This window comes from Paenibacillus tundrae (assembly GCF_036884255.1).
Lineage (GTDB): Bacteria > Bacillota > Bacilli > Paenibacillales > Paenibacillaceae > Paenibacillus.
Map to the genome: position 1 here is coordinate 1,511,742 of NZ_CP145605.1, position 20,180 is coordinate 1,531,921.

Annotated in this window: 15 protein-coding genes; 9 read left to right on the plus strand and 6 right to left on the minus strand. The window is 46.3% G+C overall.

The genetic code is table 11. The features are described 5' to 3' along the window. Window positions 1-274 precede the first annotated feature (274 nt). Both V6W81_RS06460 and V6W81_RS06465 read left to right on the plus strand, forming a co-directional pair. Window positions 275-2,113 (plus strand): HSP90 family protein, encoded by a 1,839-nt coding sequence (locus tag V6W81_RS06460; protein ID WP_338542167.1) that lies wholly within the window; start codon window positions 275-277, stop codon window positions 2,111-2,113. After that, entirely contained in the window at window positions 2,110-3,165 is a 1,056-nt protein-coding gene (locus V6W81_RS06465; protein WP_338542168.1) for a hypothetical protein, read from the plus strand. Before V6W81_RS06460 ends, V6W81_RS06465 begins: the two co-directional genes overlap by 4 nt. Before the next feature lie 286 nt (window positions 3,166-3,451). Here the strand turns inward: V6W81_RS06465 and V6W81_RS06470 are convergent, their stop codons facing one another. The 3 genes from V6W81_RS06470 to V6W81_RS06480 all read right to left on the minus strand — a co-directional run bounded on the left by V6W81_RS06470 (window position 3,452) and on the right by V6W81_RS06480 (window position 5,918). Then, complete coding sequence (locus V6W81_RS06470) at window positions 3,452-4,228, minus strand: DUF3169 family protein (RefSeq protein WP_338542170.1); 777 nt, start codon at window positions 4,226-4,228, stop codon at window positions 3,452-3,454. Next, entirely contained in the window at window positions 4,221-4,439 is a 219-nt protein-coding gene (locus tag V6W81_RS06475; RefSeq protein WP_056699668.1) for a helix-turn-helix transcriptional regulator, read from the minus strand. The genes V6W81_RS06470 and V6W81_RS06475 overlap by 8 nt, the downstream gene beginning before the upstream one ends. 207 nt (window positions 4,440-4,646) lie before the next feature. Then, on the minus strand, window positions 4,647-5,918 hold the full coding sequence (locus V6W81_RS06480) for an MDR family MFS transporter (protein ID WP_338542171.1): 1,272 nt from the start codon (window positions 5,916-5,918) through the stop codon (window positions 4,647-4,649). A 138-nt stretch (window positions 5,919-6,056) separates the two neighbouring features. Between V6W81_RS06480 and V6W81_RS06485 the strand changes: the two genes are divergently transcribed. Then, window positions 6,057-7,997, plus strand: a complete 1,941-nt coding sequence (locus tag V6W81_RS06485) for an ABC transporter substrate-binding protein (protein ID WP_338542173.1) — start codon at window positions 6,057-6,059, stop codon at window positions 7,995-7,997. 101 nt (window positions 7,998-8,098) lie between these two features. On the opposite strand, the gene V6W81_RS06490 is transcribed toward V6W81_RS06485, so the two are convergent. Beyond that, a complete protein-coding gene (locus tag V6W81_RS06490; RefSeq protein ID WP_338542175.1) occupies window positions 8,099-9,652 on the minus strand; it encodes a serine hydrolase in 1,554 nt (517 codons plus the stop codon). A 280-nt stretch (window positions 9,653-9,932) separates the two neighbouring features. On the opposite strand from V6W81_RS06490, the gene V6W81_RS06495 reads away from it, so the two are divergent. From V6W81_RS06495 to V6W81_RS06520, 6 genes are all read left to right on the plus strand, one after another. After that, window positions 9,933-11,120: a DUF4367 domain-containing protein gene (locus V6W81_RS06495; RefSeq protein ID WP_338542177.1), complete on the plus strand. Its 1,188-nt coding sequence runs from the start codon at window positions 9,933-9,935 to the stop codon at window positions 11,118-11,120. 468 nt (window positions 11,121-11,588) lie between these two features. Then, a complete protein-coding gene (gene alr, locus V6W81_RS06500) occupies window positions 11,589-12,776 on the plus strand; it encodes an alanine racemase (protein ID WP_338542179.1) in 1,188 nt (395 codons plus the stop codon). A 260-nt stretch (window positions 12,777-13,036) separates the two neighbouring features. Then, complete coding sequence (locus V6W81_RS06505) at window positions 13,037-13,318, plus strand: CopG family ribbon-helix-helix protein (protein ID WP_056699650.1); 282 nt, start codon at window positions 13,037-13,039, stop codon at window positions 13,316-13,318. Window positions 13,319-13,321: 3 nt separating this feature from the next. Then, window positions 13,322-13,672 carry a type II toxin-antitoxin system PemK/MazF family toxin gene (locus tag V6W81_RS06510; protein WP_024630714.1) on the plus strand — a complete coding sequence of 117 codons (351 nt, stop codon included), beginning with the start codon at window positions 13,322-13,324 and terminating at the stop codon, window positions 13,670-13,672. Between the two features lie 318 nt (window positions 13,673-13,990). Next, a complete protein-coding gene (locus tag V6W81_RS06515; RefSeq protein ID WP_338542187.1) occupies window positions 13,991-16,180 on the plus strand; it encodes an alpha-galactosidase in 2,190 nt (729 codons plus the stop codon). A gap of 540 nt (window positions 16,181-16,720) precedes the next feature. Continuing rightward, on the plus strand, window positions 16,721-18,934 hold the full coding sequence (locus V6W81_RS06520; RefSeq protein ID WP_145050485.1) for a Tex family protein: 2,214 nt from the start codon (window positions 16,721-16,723) through the stop codon (window positions 18,932-18,934). 236 nt (window positions 18,935-19,170) lie between these two features. Here the strand turns inward: V6W81_RS06520 and cmpA are convergent, their stop codons facing one another. Further along, entirely contained in the window at window positions 19,171-19,314 is a 144-nt protein-coding gene (cmpA, locus tag V6W81_RS06525) for a cortex morphogenetic protein CmpA (RefSeq protein WP_128100760.1), read from the minus strand. Window positions 19,315-19,540: 226 nt separating this feature from the next. Continuing rightward, the gene (locus tag V6W81_RS06530) at window positions 19,541-19,897 is read right to left on the minus strand and encodes a hydrolase/acyltransferase (protein WP_145050487.1); all 357 of its coding nucleotides are present in this window, start codon (window positions 19,895-19,897) and stop codon (window positions 19,541-19,543) included. Between the last annotated feature and the right edge of the window lie 283 nt (window positions 19,898-20,180).

Genomic DNA, 20,180 nt, shown 5'->3' on the forward strand with positions numbered 1-20,180 from the left:
TGAATATAAGGTGACTGAAGTCGTTTCAGTGCTAATGCCATTGTGGTAATGATCGGATAGACCCCCAATGATCCATATAAAAACGAATTATTCGTCTAACGCCGGTCTTGGTGAACAAGGCCGGCTTGACGCGTGGTTTTAACCTATGTGATCTAATCTATCGTTGCTGAAACAATCTATTAATATGTATACATATTTAATTCGTCTAACAGATCAAATGCCATATAGACTATGGAGTTATGGTGTGATTGGACTTTAAGGAAGGTGAACGAATATGACAGCATCTAATGAGTATCGTTTTCAGGTTAACCTGAGCGGTATGATCCAGATTTTATCAAACCATTTGTACAGCAGCCCTAAAGTGTTTTTACGTGAACTCATGCAAAATGCGACAGATGCGATTACAGGACGCGCGGAAGTAGAACCGGGATTCATGGGGAATGTCCGAGTGGAGCTTACGGGCACCGGTGAACAGTTAACGATGATGGTAGAGGATAATGGCGTCGGATTAACTGAAGCGGATATTCATGAATTTCTGGCGATGATTGGTCAATCATCCAAACGGGATCCACAATCACTTTTGCAAGGAGAGACCTCATTTATTGGCCGGTTTGGGATTGGTCTATTATCCTGCTTCATGGTGAGCAATGAAATTGTTATGCTGACACAGTCTGTGAAGGGTGGACCATCCATGGAGTGGAGAGGGAAGCCAGATGGCACTTATACGATTCGGCAGCTGGATACGCAATTATCTCCAGGAACCAAAGTATATTTGCGCTCGACACCCGAAGCAGCCCATTATTTTGAAAAGGATTATGTGCAACAGGCGTTGTTCTATTACGGAGCATTACTACCGTACCCAGTTACACTACACAGTGAAGGTGTGCAGAGCATCGTGAATGCTGAATCGCCTGATTGGCTAATCGCGCCTGAACGTGCAAGAGGGCGGAAATCCGAAGTATTGGCCTTTGGCGAGCGATTGTTAGGTGAGAAATTTCAAGATTTTATCCCGCTGACTACGGCCTCAGGGCGCACAGGGGGAATTGCTTACGTGTTGCCCCATGCTGTGAATTTAAACGTAAAGCGTTCGCACCGGGTATATCTGAAGCGCATGCTCGTATCGGAGAAGGCAGAGAATATTTTGCCAGAGTGGGCATTCTTCGTGAAATGTCTGATCTGGACAGATGAGCTTCAGCCAACGGCATCACGGGAGCATTTTTATGAAAATGAGAAGCTGGAAGAAGTTCGCTCTGAATTAGGAGATGCACTTCGTCAAGGACTAGCTGATATGGCTGAAACTCAGACAGAACGATTACAGAAGATTATTCGTTTACATGCATTGTCCATGAAGGCTCTCGCTGTGGAGGATTTGGAGTTCTATCGCATGATTCACCGCTGGTTGCCGTTTGATAGCACTCGCGGTCACCGGGAATTAGGAGAACTCCTGGAGGAGCAGGAGACGCTCTATTTCACCACGACAGTAGATGAGTATCGTCAAATTCATCACGTTGCTTCCGCGCAGTCCATGCTAGTCATTAATGGCGGTTATATATATGACAGTTCACTAATGGAGAGCCTGCCTATGGTGGCAGAGAACGTGAATACCGAACGGATTGAACCAGATGAAGTGTCGATGAGCTTTACCGATGTGCCGCCAGCTGAACGCAATCGTTATTATGATGCCTTGCGTCTTGCCGATTCAGCCTTACAGCGTTTTCGCTGCCGAGCAGAGGTGAAAGGGTTCAAACCAACCGATCTGCCGGTGCTTTTCACACTCTCACAGGAATCCTCAACGCTACGTGCACTAGAGAAAGCAAGTGAAGAGACTACGGATTTATTTTCATCCGTACTTGGCTCCTTATCTTCTGGCTTTGGATCGGCAGGATATTCGACGTTATATCTAAATGTAAATAATCCCGTAATACAGCGGGTCTTAACGTCACCAGACCCTCAGATGACACCGATTGCCATCGAAATGTTGTACGTGAATGCATTGATGATGGGTCATTACCCGATGAACCGCCAAGAGCTTGAAGTCATGAATCAAGGCATTGTTCGTTTCATTGATTGGGGTCTGCAGGCGAATACGAAACCACAGGAGGGAAATGAATGAGAACGGAGATGGATTTTGAAGACTTAATGGAAGAGGCTTATGGACTCCCGAACGGGCCTGCCAAACTGGGAATGTTAGAAGAAGCGGCTAGAATAGCTGATCTGAGTGGTATGGAGGAGGAGGCGTACGAAGCTCGTTCCGAAATTGTTGAGGTGGCTTCCTTCTGTGGCTATCCGATGAAAGCCCTGATTGCATTCTCCTGGCAGTTGGGGAAATTCGATCAGCAGCCGGAGTTATATGACGAAGAAACATTGATGTGGTCATATAAATGGATACTGGGAAAAATGACGATCTTCCCTGAAATTTCACGTGATAAAATTATGGAGCTTCTCGAGGACTTCGGACGTCGTTTCCAATCCTTTGGATATAGTGATCGTTCGTACTGGTATTATCGCTTCCGTGTCTATATGGATCTCGGTGAATTGGATGAAGCTAGCGCGAGCTATGCTAAGTTCAAAGACCTGGAACGTGACTATATGAGTGATTGTGAGGCGTGTGAGCAGGATGAAATTATGCGCTTCTGGGACAGAATGGGTGATGATGAGAAGGTGCTGCAGACAGCCAAGCCCATCTTGAAGGGTCGCATGAGCTGTGCCGAGATTCCACACTTGACCTTGTCCGAGGTTCTCATGCCATTATATCGATTGGGTAAGATCGAAGAGGCGCATGTTCACCAGAAAAAAGGTTATCGACTGATTAAGGGACAGAATGATTTCGTGCAAAGTTTCGGCGAACAGATGGAATTCTTGACGTTAACTGATCCTGCGAAGGGCATTGATATACTGGAGGAAAGCCTTGTGCTGGCGATGGATCATGAAGATCCTTTTGCCAAAATGATCTACTATGCACATGCCGCTTCGCTGTTACGGCGCTGGGCAGAAGAGTCACCTGGCTATCGCCTGCGCCTACCCGCATCGTTTCCGTATGACGGAGATCCAGGGGATCTGATTAAGCTTGCAGATTATTTCGGAGATTACGCCAAATCGATGGCAGAACAATTTGATCAACGGAACGGCAATCGCCACGTATCATCGTTGATAGAGAAGCGTTGAACATAATCATATCGTAGAACAGGTTTAATGTTCTAATCATTCCTGTTCGATATTCAGGCGTGCTTGCAGCTCATGGTGGGATTTTCAATCCTGCCATGAGCTTTTTTTGAGTTAGCTAGGGCGTGTCTCAAAACTCGCTGAAGTGCATCTTTTACCGCCTTTTCGCCCCCTGCTACGTCACTTTCCCTTGACGTGCCCCGGCACGCCTGCGGAAAACTTCCTTGCTTGGAACGAAAATTCGTCAAAATCTGCTTCCTTCGGAGTTTCAGACACGCCCTAAATGAAATTAAGATTTGCTTTTACGATAGACTTCACGATAATAGGTTCCGATATGGATAATCCAGATTGCAGACAGGACAACGATTGGGAAAGGGGCAAAGGTGAAAAAGATGGAGTAGAGCACCATAGAGATCATTCCAATACTAAGTAGAACATTCATGGCGCGGAAGGAGCGATAAGCTGCACGATAGACGATCCATTTCTCACCTTCGTCAAGCTTATCGAAGTGCTCCTGATGCATGTTACGTGAATTGAAATCTAAAGTGCGATCTGGAAAATAATTATTATATCGTTTAAGTGTTATGTTCTGAAGGCACACGACCGTAATTATGGCAATGGCAGAAGCGATTAAGTTACTCAGGTTAAACGCTTCAGAAGAGCCAGCAACAGCTCGTGTTGAGGCAAGTAATGACAGAGAAAGAGCGCCCCAAGTAAGTGATAAAATTACATTAAGATTACTAATAATCATCGCTCTACCCAATGAACGTTCCGCTGGTGAACCAAGGAGATCGGCATCATGAGGTAGATCGTCTTCCAGGTTGGGCTTAGTAGGAATACGAATCAAAATCGCTGTATTGCATGCAGTCAAAACCAGGAACAAGAATCCGAGAATGGCGAACAGAAGATCATAATCGTAGTAGACAGAGAGTGTCCAGTTCAGACTGGAAGGTGCATTTAATAAGACACTTGCAATCAAAAAACCAACGATTGCTCCTCCAGCCATGTACAGCGGCAGACGTAACCAACGATATTTGGAGTTTACGTTTGTAGTTGAATTAGTCATGTGAATCTCCACCCTTCAATTCAAAAATTTGTTCAACAGGTTCATTAAAAACTTTGGCTATTTTCAATGCCAGAACGACAGAAGGAGAATAATCTCCGCGTTCAATGAGGGCAATGGTTTGACGAGAGGCGTTGATTAGTTTAGCCAGTTCTGCTTGAGACAGACGGTCTCTGGCTCGTAACTCCCGAACATGATTGTGTAATTCTTCCATTAACTCACCTCCTGATTGGATTGTATATTATAATATACAATTTGTAAATAATGATATACAAAATAAATACGATAATATACAAAAAAAGTGAGGGGATACGGTAAAAAACCTCCGCGAAACTTTATTCGGAGGCGAAGTGGATAAGGAGTATTAAATGCGAAATTTTATTTGGACTATACCTTACTTTCCAGGCTTGGAACCAAGCAACTAAGAAGCATCTGCGCAAGCGACAGGATCATGATGAGTCGGTGTAACCGGTGATTGTAACGTCAACGCCCGACGGAAAAAGAATAATGAAGCGATTCCGAGCAGCGCATATAGGGCTGCCATCCCGTATGAAGGGAGGAAGGCACCAAGCGTGAGTCCCAAGCTTCCGAGCAATGCAGCTACATTGTAGCTCATGCCGTCAACAGCCATATAGGCAGCGCGATTTGTATCTGGGATCATTCCTGCAAGTAAAACTTGCCGGACAGGACTATACATCAGCTCCCCAACCGTAAGTATTACGGTGCATATGATGAGCAATAACGTCCAGTTACTGAATCCGAGAAAGGCAAAACCAGCAGTGTACAGACACATACCAACCGTCATCACTTTTCGAGAAGGAAACCGTCCCATCCATTTGGTGAAAGGAATGGCAATGAGTACAACGAGTACAGTGTTGATGGCCATAATGAGGCTGAACATTTGCAAACCCGTGATATTCCAATGGAGCAACTGAGCACTGAATTCGTTTTTTAGCCTCACCGCAATATACTTGTCTAATTGAAATTCCAGAGAGACTGCTAATACAGTAGCGGTGAGGAAGACCATAAATCGCGTGTCTTTAAGGACATCGATGTAGGTATAGAAGATGTTTTTAGGGGCGATTGATGTTGTCCTGTGAGACAGGCTCGTATGTCTTCTACCCATTGTTTCGTGAATATAAAAGAGAAGGATAACTAAGGTGACTAGACTCTCTACCCATACGATACTAAATAGGATGAAGCGGAAGGATTCAAACAGTAACCCTCCCATCAAAGCACCGATCGTAATTGCAGCGTTGGTTGTCCAGTATTGCAGTCCATACACATAATGGCGTTCGGATTCACTGCTTACATCAACAATCATGGCGTTGGCAATCGGAACAGTGATCCCGGAGCTTAGGCTGCTCAGGAAAAACATCCAGCAGGTTAAAGGGACTGAATTCAGCCATGGCGAGTTAGCGGCAGCTAACCAGAACAGTGCGAATACCTGGAGTATTTGAGCAATGACCATCAATTTCTTTCTTCCAATACGATCAGACCAATACCCAGCCCATAACCCAACCAACATGGAGCCGATAATGTTAATCGTCAGTAGCAAGCCTGCCCAGCCTGCACCAATTTGAAGACTTAGGTAGACCGCCATAAAAGGAATGATGGATTTCTGTGTCAGATCCGTAAAGAAATCGGTAATGATTCGAATCTGAATATTGCGATGTAAGTCGGTGTATCTCATATGGTTTCAATCTTCCTTTCGTTGGTGAAACGGCTTTTCCTGAGTATAATGAAGAAAAACCTGAAGAAAAACTGTAGGAGTTCAGAGATGGATTTCACATTTTAGTGAAGGCGATGAAAGGCTGGGACGGTTGTGGAAGTGACGGAGCATTATATCCAACTTAGGTTGATCTTCTCCCATGTACATGAAGAGGAAGAAATAGAGATAACGATGGGTGTATTAGCAACTCATTTGTGCTGCACCATGCGTAATATGAATCTGATTATGAATAAGTTTTTGGATAACGGCTGGGTCAGATGGAGCCCGCAGCGGGGAAGAGGCAAAAAGTCTATACTTGTTTTTTGTTTACCGTTACACGATGTGGCTGGGGAATGGTTTGAACGTCTACTACATCACAACAAAATAGAAGAAGCATACGCACTGGCTGCATCATTGCCGTTTCTCATCCGAGAAAATTTAATGCATAGACTACAGGGGCAATTCGGTCTTCGTTCAGATCATGGTGCTCGGGGGAGAGTGGACACACTCCGCATTCCTCAGGAGACATCGTTTGAGACGTTGGATCCAACCCAGGCTGTTGTGTGGGGCGATGTGGGGATCGTTGCAGAAGTGTATGATCGTTTAGTGCGTTACAATGCAGAGCACCATGTCTGTGAGCCAGGGCTTGCGATGGCATGGGAGAGCAACGTAGAGGGGACGGAATGGACGTTTTATTTACATAAAGGTGTGCTCTTTCACCATGGCAGAGTACTGGAGGCAGAGGATGTGCAATTTACATTTGAACGCATCTTATCCAGCGTGGACAATCCTTGCAAAGCCTTATTCGGCTCAATTCAGAGGGTGGATACGTTTGACGATTTGACGGTTCGCTTTGAGCTGAATGCACCCAATTTTATGTTTCCTGATTTGATGAGCAGCATTAATGCATCTATTCTGCCAAGAGATGTGGAGATAGACCCACTTCATCCGATTGGGACGGGACCATATCGTTTGGTTCGCAACGATCCAAACATCTTAGTCTTGGAGGTATTCTCTTCTTATTTTCAAGGTCGTGCGTTTATCGATCGTGTAGAGATCTGGCAGCTTCCTCAAGCAGGGCGGGGCGAATCCGTGATCCGACAGGAGCTATTTCCAGACGGTAAACCACATGCGGTACAGCATGAAGTACAGGGTGGGGTCTTTATGACGTTTAATATGCGCAAAAGAGGCCCTCATCTCGATATATCCTTTCGTCGTGCCATACGAGAGCTTATGCACCCACAAGTCATGGCGGATGCTTTGAATCGATCATCGATCCAGCCGACATCTAGTTTGGTTCGTAAGTATGATCGGGGAAACCAGCAGGACGAAGAGATGTATCTATTCGATGCAGAGAAGCACCTGAGAGAAGAGAAGATGGCACAACGGAAGTGGACTGAAGTAAATGAAGCTGTAGATGTAGGCGCAGATGTAAGTGTAAGTGCAGATACAGATACAGATACAGGTGTAGACAAATCTTCTCTCGTTAGCGCTTCGGCATGGTTGAAACGTAGCCAGTATGCAGGAGAGATGGTGAACGTGTGGGTTGAAGAGGGCGTGAACATGGAACAAGACATGGTTTGGTTTGCTAAGCGGTGTGAACAGATTGGTCTACATGTAAACATTGTACCTGGTGATGTGGTCAAGGCCATTTATCATGACGAATTACAGTCGTATGACCTCATATACACTGGAGAAGTCTTTGACGATCATGTAATGCGAAGTCTCATTACGATGTACACGTTCCAAAATACGATCTTTCTCAGTGTAATGGATGATCATTGGAGGCTTGAGTTAGAGCGAGAGTGCGGTCAGATCGTGGCGATGCAGGAGCCAGAGGATCGGATGGATAGTTTGCTACAACTGGAGGATCGATTAATTCAGGAGGCGTTACTATTGCCTGTGTATAGCTTCAGGGAGGAGCATTCACATCATCCATCGCTGCGAGATTACCGCGTAATGGGATATGGGATGCCTGACTTGCGACGGTTGTGGGTGAAGCGAAGTCCTAATACGTCGGAAGAGTCCTCCAGCTATTCGGCCTATATCCCGTTGTGGTAGGAGTCCACTACAACGGGATGGTCGAATAGCTGAGAAGAAGGACGCTGAATGCTGTATTGTAATCCTACCTCTAAATCCTACATTCGATGCTGCTCGTGGTATTAGGCTTCAATTTGGGCATCAACATTAAGATTAACATTAACATTAGCTTTTGTTTTAGTTTTAATAAATATCACTTCATTCGTATTGGGCTCCATCAATAGTGGAATCTTGAGAGAATGAGTATGATTTTGATCATCTAACGTGAATGTGAACGGAAGCTTTTGTTCCTGTCCCTGTTGAACAAGCTCAACATCGAAGGTCTCGTTGCCAATGTATTGCATGCTCATATCTAAATTGTTAAATGTTGCTCGTAATCCGTCCTCAGCAGTGGATTCAATCAGGATATCGCCATAGCCAAGATGGGTGTATACGCCAATATATTCGGATGCGGGACGATCAAAGGGTTGAACTTCCGTTTTCTCGAAGTCTGTTGTCTCCTGATGCTCAGATCCGACAGAGGCTGTGCCTTCTGTTGCTTCGGATTCGCCCTCTGGCTGTGTATCCTCCCCATTGATTAGTTTGGTCAATCTATCGCTCCAGTCGGTAGGTTCCAGCTCCAATAATCGATCAATAATGTGATAGGAAACGGTATAAGGCACTACGCTGCCATTGCTATTACATAGTACAACGACGCCAATCTGTTCATCTGGCAGGAAGGCTACTTGGGAGGTGAACCCGTCGATTCCTCCGCCATGATGGATCATCCGATGACCGCGATAAGACTCAATAATCCATCCCAATCCATAGGTGCTAATCGGAACTTCCTCACTACGGAATGACGAATCACAAGGCATATGCGGGCTATGCATGGTCTGCATTTCCTCCATGGAAATGAGGGCTCTGCCATCATGCTGTCCTTGATTCAATTGGAATTGTAACCACGTAATCATATCTATAAGATTGCTGTTAATGGAGCCGGCAGGGCCAATCGTATCAATATTGCGATAAGGAATTCGAATGTGCTGCTCATCCTTCTCCGTATAAGGCAGTGCATATTCAGGTTGGAGCTGCATCAGATCAACGGATAGCACGCTTGAATTCATCCCTAGTGGGCGCAGCAACGAATCTTCTAATACGCTCTCCCATGACGTGCCTTTGATGTGCCCGACTAGATAACCTGCCGTCATATACATCATGTTCTGATACTGCCACTTATTTCTGAAATCCTCATTAGGCTCCAAGTACCGTAGACGATGAACGAGCTCTTCTCTTGAACGAGGTGAGTTGTACCAAGCCATCTCATGTCTTGGAAGTCCAGAACGGTGACAGAGTATATCCCGGATCGTAAGCCGCTCCGTCGTTACCGGGTCGAACATTTTGAAATCAGGCATATATTGCACAATAGGCGTGTCCCAGTTCAATTGATTTTGATCTACAAGTATAGCGGCCGTCGCTGCTGTAAAAGCCTTGGTTGATGAACCGATTGCAAAGAGTGTGCTAGGAGTTACGCCAAGCTTGGCTTCCAGGTCGCGATAGCCATAACCTTTTTGCCAGACCACCTCATTTTTGTGCACAACCGCAACAGCTGCGCCCACACCTTTCCAATGTTTCATTTGTTCTTCTACAAAATCATCCAATCCCTCCAGCAATGAGTGAAAATCTGTTGTTGTCATCCGTTACCCTCCAAATGTATGAATTAGGTTTCTGATACAAACAAGATGATTGTAGTCCAGTAGTTGCTTTCCTATATCAACTATCCCTCTTCTGTACCAAAAAGGCATCCTTCCCTAGACCGATTTGATCCTAGACCTCCGGTATAACTTAGAACAGGTGATGCTTGTCAAACTAGTCCGCATAAATCGAACAAGTCCCTCATAGACATGTACTAATCAAGTAGGGGTTCTGCTGCAAGCACAGCCCTGAAGTGAAAACAGTGCTAAAGGGGATGATGTCATGCGCCGAATATCATGGATGCTTACCATGGTATTGGTCTTATCGGCCTTGCTTGCTGCTTGTGGGAAAAAGGATGCGGCAGCCGTGGTCAAAGATCTGAACGAAGTCGTAGGAGAGATGGAAAGTTACCAGGGAGCAGGCGTGATGACGCTGCACACTGGGGATACGCCGCAGCAGTACAAGGTCGAGGTATGGCATCAGAAGCCTTCCTATTATCGAATCGCGTTAACGAATGCGAAGAAAGATGTAACTCAGATCGTATTACGTAATGATGAGGGTGTGTTCGTACTCACACCGAGCCAGAACAAGAGCTTCCGTTTCCAAAGTAATTGGCCAGACAATCAAGGACAGGTTTATTTGTACGAAACGTTGATTCGCAGCATTACGGGAGATTCGACTCGTCAGTTTGTAGATGAGAAGGATAGCTACGTGTTCGATGTTGCTGCCAATTACAATACGCATGCATTGGTGAGACAAAAAATCTGGCTGAACAAGGCCGATTACGCTCCTAAACAGGTGGAGGTATCCGATTCCAATGCCAATGTTGTGGTCGATGTGAAATTCGACAATTTCAAATTCGGTGCTGAATTTGGTAAGGATGCGTTTGATATGCAGCGCAATATGACTGCGGCTACAGAAGGAAATGGGAACATCGGAGCAGGCAGTGAAGGAACCCCTGCTAAAGATCCTCAATCTTCAACGGAGCAACAACCAGCATCCGATTCAAGTGGCGAAGTAAGTGATGGTCAGACGGGTATCAGTGGAAGTGATGAGCAAGAGGGGGCACAAGATCCAGCGAGCGCAGATCAAGGTGCAGAAGAGCCAACGATGACAGCGCCAGAGGAGAGCGAAGGGTTTGGCGTTGTTGAACCGACGTATGTCCCTGAAGGTGTGAAACTGAAAGACGATCAGATTGTTGAAGAATCAGGTAACTATTCTGTACTGCTGCGCTACGAAGGGATGTATAACTATACCATCTTTGAAGCTAGGCCACAGGACAGAGCTGTATCGCTTGCGCCATCCCGCGTTGTGGATCTCGGATTCACATGGGGAATGATGAGTGGAGACGCACTGCAAACTCTTACGTGGATGTACGATGGAATCGAGTACCGGATTACAAGTGCTGATCTACCAGAGAACGAAATGAAACAGATTGCACTATCCATGCAGGAACAATCCGGGAAATGATAATATAGTGGACTTTTTGAACAACCCTTTGAAGGTATAGTTGTCATATCAGAAGGAATGCTAAGAAGCATCGGAGACCTATTCTCCGGTGCTTTTGTGTTGTGCACGGCTACAACTCTGGTCGCATAGAATGATGATACACATCAGTGTATGAAAAGGATCGAAACATGGAAATACACAAGCTTGAATAGGCGGCAAAATCTCAATAATTCAAAAGACGCTTCTACGCACGAGGAACCGGGTAAGTAATACGGTATAGACGGACATATTCTATCGTTGGATATGAAAATGATCAGGAGATGTTCAGTCTATCTGCCGTTTTCTTCCTTAATCTCCGGCTGCATGATGGCAAGGTCATTGCATTCGAATGAAGCACATATGTAGCTCATTTGACAGTCACATGCTAGAGCATTACGATGGAGTCTGATGTGTGAGCCGGATTAAGACGATTAGAGAAGGTGACAGAACGTGCAAGAACAATATCGGCCGACCCAAGCGGAAATTAACTTGGATCATCTGTGTGACAACGTAGAAGCTTTCCGTGAGGCATTGCCGAAAGGGATGAAGCTCCTTGCTTGTGTTAAAGCCAACGCTTATGGACATGGAGCTGTAGAGACAGCGAGAGGACTTGAACAATATGGAGTCGATTATTTGAGTGTTGCTTTTCTAGATGAAGCGCTCGAATTGCGTCAACATGGGATCAAGCTACCGATTCTCGTGTTAGGTTACACACCGCCTGAAGGTGTTGCTGTAGCCTGGGAACATGATATTACAATTACCTTGTACAGCCGGGAAGTGCTGGATGCGATTCGAAACCTGAATGCAGGCAAGTTCACCGGGAAATTGAAGGTGCATATTAAAATCGATAGTGGTATGGGGCGGCTAGGCTTGCTGCCTGGTAAGGATGCAGTAGCCTTCGTACAAGAAGTCGCTTCGCTGGATCAGGTAATGCTCGAAGGCATGTTCACTCACTTTGCGAAGGCAGATGAAGCAGACAAGACCTATACACTGGAGCAGTATCGACGGTTTCAAAGCGTTGTAGAAGCGCTGAGAGATCAGGGATGTGTCATCCCGATTATACATACGGCAAACAGTGCCGCCGCCATTGATACACCGAATCTGTCTTACGACATGGTTCGAGTTGGAATCAGTCTGTACGGATTGTATCCGTCTACTGAGGTGAATCATCAGGTGGTGAAGCTGTCCCCGGTATTGACACTGAAGACAAAGGCGGTTCTGGTCAAAACGCTGCCACCCCATTGGGGCATCAGCTACGGAACACGCTATGTTACACAGGAAAATGAACGAATTGCGACCCTGCCTATCGGCTATGCAGATGGATTCTCAAGAATGCTGACAGGCAAAGCACAAGTGCTTGTACGTGGACGCCGTGTTCCCGTTGTCGGTACGATCTGCATGGATCAGTGTATGGTGTCGCTACAATCTTTCGCTGAAGAAGCGGAAGAAATTCAAGTCGGCGAAGAGGTTGTCCTCATCGGCCACCAGTCCGGCGAATGTATTACCGTAGACGAGGTGGCTGCCCAGCTAGGTACGATTCCATATGAAGTGATCTGTATGATGGCACACCGTATTCCGCGGATCTATCTGCGGGATGGTATAGAGGTTGCCAAGGTTAATCCACTTTTGTCCTCCTAATAGGTTAACTGGACGCTATTTACAATAAACTTTTTTTAGAACAGAAGGAAAACTGTCGGAGCATCTCGAATTATGTATGACGATAAGGATTTATATCCTGGAAAAGAGATGTTTGGTCTGTACGAATATTGTTCCCCGTGTTTATAATGGAGTACAGCATACTTGATATACGCGGGGCATATATATTCCTTTGTATAAAAGTTCTGGAAAAACGTAATACTGGTTCACAATGGCGAAAGGTTTGTGGGGGTGGAAGAAAGGTGGCCAACTTGCAGAACACCAAGCGAATCATGATCAGTCTGCCTGATCATCTTTTGCAGGAAGTGGATGGCATCGTAGCGCTGGAGAACTCCAACCGCAGCGAATTGATTAGGCAGGCCATGAAGCTGTATCTGACGGAACGGAAGAAGCGGTATATCCGTGAGTCTATGCAGCGTGGGTACATGGAGATGGCGAAGATTAACCTGACCATGGCATCCGAGGCCTTTCACGCGGAGGAAGATGCGGACAGCACTCTGGACCGCTTAGTTAGCGGGGTGTAGACATTGATCGTAAAACGCGGTGACGTTTTTTTTGCGGATCTTTCTCCCGTTGTCGGTTCCGAGCAAGGTGGAGTCAGACCGGTGCTGGTCATCCAGAATGACATCGGTAATCGATTCAGTCCAACTTGTATTGTGGCGGCGATTACCGCCCAGATCCAAAAGGCAAAGCTGCCGACGCATGTAGAGATTGATGCGGCGGCACACGGCTTTGACCGGGATTCGGTTATTTTGCTCGAACAAATACGGACGATTGACAAGCAAAGATTGACTGACAAGATTACTCATTTGGACGAGGAGACCATGAAATTGGTTAACGAGGCCTTACAGATCAGTCTCGGCTTGATCGATTTTTAAAGGTGGAGCAGTGGTTTGAAACTGCCAGCCAGCCGTTGACAGCGGGAAGTGCCTTAGGTGTTCTAGGGCATAACCAATTCAAGTGTGTGTTCAGAAGATCCCTTTTGGACAATCACACTATAGTGCATGTTCAAAAAGGTCGATCTTCAGCACCTTTTAGAGCAGTAATTCACAGGAGCGTACAGCAGCCAATCGGCAGCGGTACGCTCTTTTGAATAAAGCTGGATGAAAGCGTAGAACATTGTCCATCTTTTCGCTATAATGAAACCTGAGAAACCGTTTACCCAAAAGATAGATATATAGAGGTGGAGGAGACATATGAGCATTTATATCAATCAGGAGAAACTACAATTCCATTTACAAACTCGCAAGGCAAGTTATGTATTTCAAGTATTGCCTTCAGGATATTTGGTGCATTTGTACTACGGCAAGAAATTACGCGATACCGATCTGAGCTGGTTGCATGTGCGTACAGAGCGCGCATCCTTTAGCCCTAACCCGGTGCCAGAGGATCGAACGATCTCTTTCGACACATTGCCAGTGGAACTGCCAGTGTATGGGACGAGTGATTTCCGTAACCCAGCCATCCAACTCCAATTGGAGAACGGCTCAACCATCTCGGAGTTTACTTACACAGGTCATCGCTTGGAGAAGGGGAAGCCTTCCCTTGAAGGACTACCAGCAACATATGTAGAAGCTGCGGATGAAGCAGAGACATTGGTCATTGAATTGCAAGACCGTGTTGCTGGCATCAAGATCGAGCTTTCTTATACAGCCTTTACGGCATTTAATGCGATTACTCGTTCGATGCGTGTAGTGAATGAGAGCGCTACCTCGGTTAATGTCTTGCGTGCGCTTAGTTCCTCAGTTGATTTCCCGCACGCAGATTATGAATTGCTGCAATTGTCGGGTGCTTGGACACGTGAGCGCGACATCGTACGCAGACCGCTTGCTTCTGGATTGCAAGGCGTAGAGAGTCGCCGTGGTTCGAGTAGTCACCAGCAGAATCCGTTTATTGCCTTAATGACACCAGGTACGGACGAAGACCAAGGTGAGGTATATGGATTCAGCCTCGTTTATAGTGGAGGCTTCACAGCACAAGCGGAAGTAGATCAATTCTTCACGACACGTGTGTCGCTCGGAATCAATCCGTTTGACTTTAGCTGGAAGCTGGATCCACAAGAAGCATTCCAGACTCCTGAGACCGTTATGGTCTACTCGGATGCAGGGCTTGATGGTATGTCCCAGTCCTATCACGAGCTGTATCGTGAGCGTCTTGCACGTGGTCAATTCCGGAATACGGAGCGTCCTGTCCTCGTTAACAACTGGGAAGCAACATACTTTGGCTTCGATGCAGACAAGATCGAGCAGATCGCACGTGCGGGACAGAAGCTTGGTATTGAGCTATTTGTATTGGATGATGGCTGGTTTGGGCACCGGGATAGCGATAATTCCTCGCTGGGTGACTGGATCGTGGATAAGAATAAGTTACCACAAGGTCTGGATGACCTCGCGAATCGAGTGACGGGTCTAGATATGCAGTTCGGACTGTGGTTCGAGCCTGAGATGATCTCTCCTGATAGTGAGTTGTATCGTGCACACCCAGACTGGTGTCTGCATGTGCCTGATCGTCGCCGTACAGAAGGACGTCAGCAGCTGGTACTCGACTTCTCTCGTCAGGATGTACGAGACGAAATTGTACGCATGCTGAGTGATGTACTAGGTTCTGCACCGATCTCCTACGTGAAATGGGACATGAACCGGAATATGACAGAAGTGGGCTCCGCATTGCTGCCAGCAGATAGACAGCGTGAGACAGCACACCGTTATATGCTGGGATTGTATGAGGTGATGGAACGGATTACGAGCACATTCCCGCATATCCTGTTCGAAAGCTGTTCAGGTGGCGGCGGACGCTTCGATCCAGGTATGCTCTATTACATGCCCCAAACTTGGACAAGTGACAATACTGATGCGGTATCCCGTCTGCGTATTCAATATGGTACGAGTCTCGTGTATCCAGTAAGCTCGATGGGTTCCCACATCTCTGCCGTACCGAATCACCAGGTGAACCGGATTACGTCATTGGAGACGCGTGGACATGTAGCGATGTCAGGGAACTTTGGCTATGAGCTGGACTTGACTCGTTTCACTGAGGAAGAGAACGAAATTGTAAAAGCACAGGTTGAACTGTACAAAGAAATTCGGGGTACGATTCAATACGGAACATTCCGTCGCTTGCTCAGTCCGTTTGAAGGAAATGAGACGGCATGGATGTTCATCGCACCGGATGGCAGCGAAGCTGTCGTGTTCTATTTCCGTGTGTTGTCGGAGCCGAATGCACCGTTGCAGCGCCTGAAGCTCAAAGGATTAGACCCTGACGCGGATTACCGTCTGAAGGGCAGTGAAGAGACGTTCACTGGCGATGCTCTGATGTATGGCGGTATCGCAGTTGGTGCAGCGTCTGGAGACTACCTGAGCGAGATGTTCCGTTTCGAGCGAGTATAATTTTAGAAGCTATATCAAAGATGCTAATTACATTACACGAGAACGGAGAGGGCAGAAATAACGTGAAGAAGCGAAGCGTTCGCCTAAAAGCTTTCTGAAAGAAAGCTACTTCGGAAGCATACGCTATCACCGGATTTTTCCCTTAGGAGAAGGGAAATCAAAAAAATCTGGGGATAACAGCGATCGGAAGGTTATTCTGTCATCGGAGTGGCAAGTGTAATACGCTTTAGTTCATTTGATATAGCAAATGCAAAGTAATACTTCGCTTTTATAATTAGTATGATGAAGACCGGGATGCGTCGAAACGACGTTTTCCGGTCTTTTTTTGCCAGTACATTGCATGATAGCTACCGATGAAACGGGAGTATCGGGATTGGATGAACTTGTAAGCTCGCCTCATGCTGGAAATTTGAACGGGATTTTGTGATAATATAGGGAAGAAGAATCTGCACACGTGTGGATTCCATACTGTGATTATTGCAGCGAAGCTGCCCTGGACGTGCTTCTAATGATCGATTCAGGAAGGAAAGAGGGATTTATTTGTCTGAACAGGAAACGGTTCTGGAACCTAATGAAGAAACGATAAAGGCTGAACGCCACGAGCGAATCATCAAGCAGGTAGCCAAGGAATTATCGCTACCCCTGAAGCAGATCCGGACTACGTCCGAGCTTCTGGACGAAGGCAACACAATTCCGTTTATCGCTCGTTACCGTAAGGAAATGACTGGAGAGCTGGATGAGAACCAGCTACGAAATATTGAAGAACGTATCGTATACTTGCGTAACCTCGAAGACCGTAAAGTAGAAGTTATTCGTATCATAGACGAACAAGGCAAGCTGACGAAGGAGCTGAAGCAGTCCATCACTCAAGCTGTGAAGCTGCAAGAAGTCGAGGATCTGTATCGTCCGTATCGTCAAAAGCGTAAAACGCGTGCCAGCGTAGCCAAAGAGAAGGGTTTGGAGCCACTCGCTACTTGGATCTGGAGCCAGCCTAAACAGGGAGATGCCCTGGAAGAGGCGGCGCGTTATATCAGTGCTAAGCTTGGCGTGGATGACGCAGAGGCTGCGTTGCAGGGAGCTAAGGACATATTAGCCGAGAACATTGCGGATGATGCTGCCATTCGTGCGTGGATTCGCCGTTACACGTTGGATCACGGAATGCTTACTTCCGAAGCGAAGGATGCAGAGCAAGAGTCCGTGTATGAGAATTATTATGATTATCGTGAATTAGCGAAAAAGATGCCGCCGCACCGTATCTTGGCGATTAACCGCGGTGAGCGCGAAAATATTTTGAAAGTCGGTTTGGACGTGGCAGCAGATCCGGCTCACCGTCACATGGAAGGACAGATTATTAAGGGTTCATCTGCTGTACAGGACATTTTGCGTGCAGTAATTGAAGATGCTTATAAACGTCTAATCGCACCTTCCATTGAGCGTGAAGTTCGCGCAGAATTAACGGAAAAAGGGGAGACCCAGGCAATCTCCGTATTCTCAGCTAATCTTCGGAACCTGTTGCTCCAACCGCCGATCCATGGCAAACGTGTGCTTGGTGTCGATCCTGCCTACCGTACAGGCTGTAAGCTGGCAGTCGTTGATGATACGGGCAAACTGCTTGAGGTGGCTGTAACATATCCAACCCCACCACATAATAAGAAACGTGAAGCAGCAGAAGTGTTCCACCGGATGATCAAACAGTATGATATCGGTCTGATTGTGATCGGGAATGGTACAGGATCTCGTGAAACCGAGCAGTTTGTTGCCGAGATCATTCAGGAGAATGGCGATGAAAGTCTTGTCTATCTGATCGTTAATGAAGCTGGCGCAAGTGTGTATTCCGCATCTAAGCTGGCTCAAGATGAGTTCCCGGATTTGGACGTTGCTGAGCGTAGTGCGGCTTCTATTGCTCGTCGAGTACAAGATCCGCTGGCAGAATTGGTCAAAATTGATCCTAAAGCCATTGGTGTAGGTCAATACCAGCATGACGTTTCTCAGAAAGTTCTCGAAGAGAGCCTCAAAGCTGTTGTAGAGTCTGCCGTTAACCATGTCGGTGTTGATGTAAACACCGCATCTCCTTCACTGCTTTCCTACGTGGCTGGAGTGAATGCAACCATTGCGAAGAACATCGTGAAATACCGGGAAGAGAATGGCCGCTTCACGAATCGCCGTCAGTTGCAGAAGGTGCCTCGTCTCGGAGCCAAAACTTATGAGCAATGCGTTGGCTTTATGCGGATTGGTGAAGGGGAGAACCCGCTCGATCGTACACCAATTCACCCAGAGTCCTACAAGGTTGTGGATCAGTTGTTCAAGGAGCTTCAAGTGGAATTGGACAAGCTTGGCAGCAAAGAGCTGGCTGAACTGCTGTCTGAGCAAAAGGCTGATCAGTTGGCTGTAAAACTGGATGTCGGTGTGCCGACACTTCGCGACATTTTGGACAGCTTGCAGCGTCCGGGCCGAGATCCACGTGAGGAAATGCCATTGCCAATCTTCCGTACAGACGTATTGAAGATTGAGGATCTCGTTGAAGGCATGGAACTGCAGGGTACGGTTCGTAATGTTATTGATTTTGGTGCCTTTGTAGATATCGGTATCAAGAGTGATGGACTTGTCCACATCTCACAGCTCAGCAATGGTTATGTTAAACATCCGATGGATGTGGTTTCCGTCGGGGATAATGTAACGGTATGGGTTATGAATGTAGATACAAAAAAAGGCCGTGTAGGTCTAACGATGAAGAAACCAGCTTCAGCCAAGTAGTTTCTTTAAAGTGCATTTGGAAACGATAGAACAGCCTTCCCTAGTGGACAATGTCATTAAGTTTATTTTTATCTTAATGATATTGCGCTTAGGGAAGGCTGTTTTTTTGGTCTGGTTGGATTGTCCTGTGGACTGATTATCATTCGAATGATAGATCACTGATAATATCAATGATAAGCTATATAGAGGAAGAGTATTTGATCGGACGGAGAAGGTTAAGCATAACAACGTCGTTCTTAGAGTTCACTGTCCGCGCTGCGTACCGTACCACTTTTCGGTTTGTTACGATAAAAGAACCAACATTCGTTAAGTAGCTTAATCTGGCGGCTGTCTTTTTTGTGGAATGCACGCATGAGTTGATTGCAGAGCCATTGAGGCAAGGGTATCTCCTCCTCTTGCATAATTCATCTGTATGTTAGCATATGTGATAACAGCCTGGCCTGTGCAAATGAACCATTGACATTAGAAAATTCAGGTATAGGTTGGATTGATTACAGTTAGCGTACCGTTGTGGACTAGAGGTATATAGCAAAAAAACGCACACCCATAGATGGGGATGCGTTTTGTTTATGCCGCGCTAACTTTTTCAAGATGAATTCAGTTGAATTATAGCGTTTCCATCTCTTCTTCATACCATTGTTCTAATTGAGCTTGAAGTGCTCGAATCTCAGTGAGTAAGGAAATTAACGGATAATGGCTCTCATGTAATTCGGCAAAACTATGCTCAAGCGCGTTGATATAGTCTAGACCTCCAACAATAGAGAGTTGTTCATCCAGCAGATCCAGTTGGTCACATTCGGCAATTGCTCGGGGCAGAACGGGTACGTTGGGTGCGGTGAGTTTATTGATCTCTTTGTGTAGGCGCAGATTAAGGGCGCTGAGCTGATAAGCATAATCGGCAGGCATTTCTACAAATTGTAATTGTTGTTCCAGTTGCAGGATGACGTAGCGCATTGTAGGCATAACGAGTAATAATCTCCCCTCATACATTCTACTTGACAGTGTAGCCTAGGAAACGGTTAGAATTCAAGTATTATAAGAGGTTGTTCAAAAAGTCCGCTTTTGATTACGAAGGATGCCTTGATGCATCTCAGCATCGAAGATGGGATTCAGCCGAAATAAGTGGATGCTTACGAAGCTTGTTTCCTTCGGAAACAATGTAGTTGCTCACGTAGTTTTGCCTACGCTCCGCTACTCCATTTCTAACTTCATACCATCTCCTTGGTACTGAAAACCGCCCTTTTTG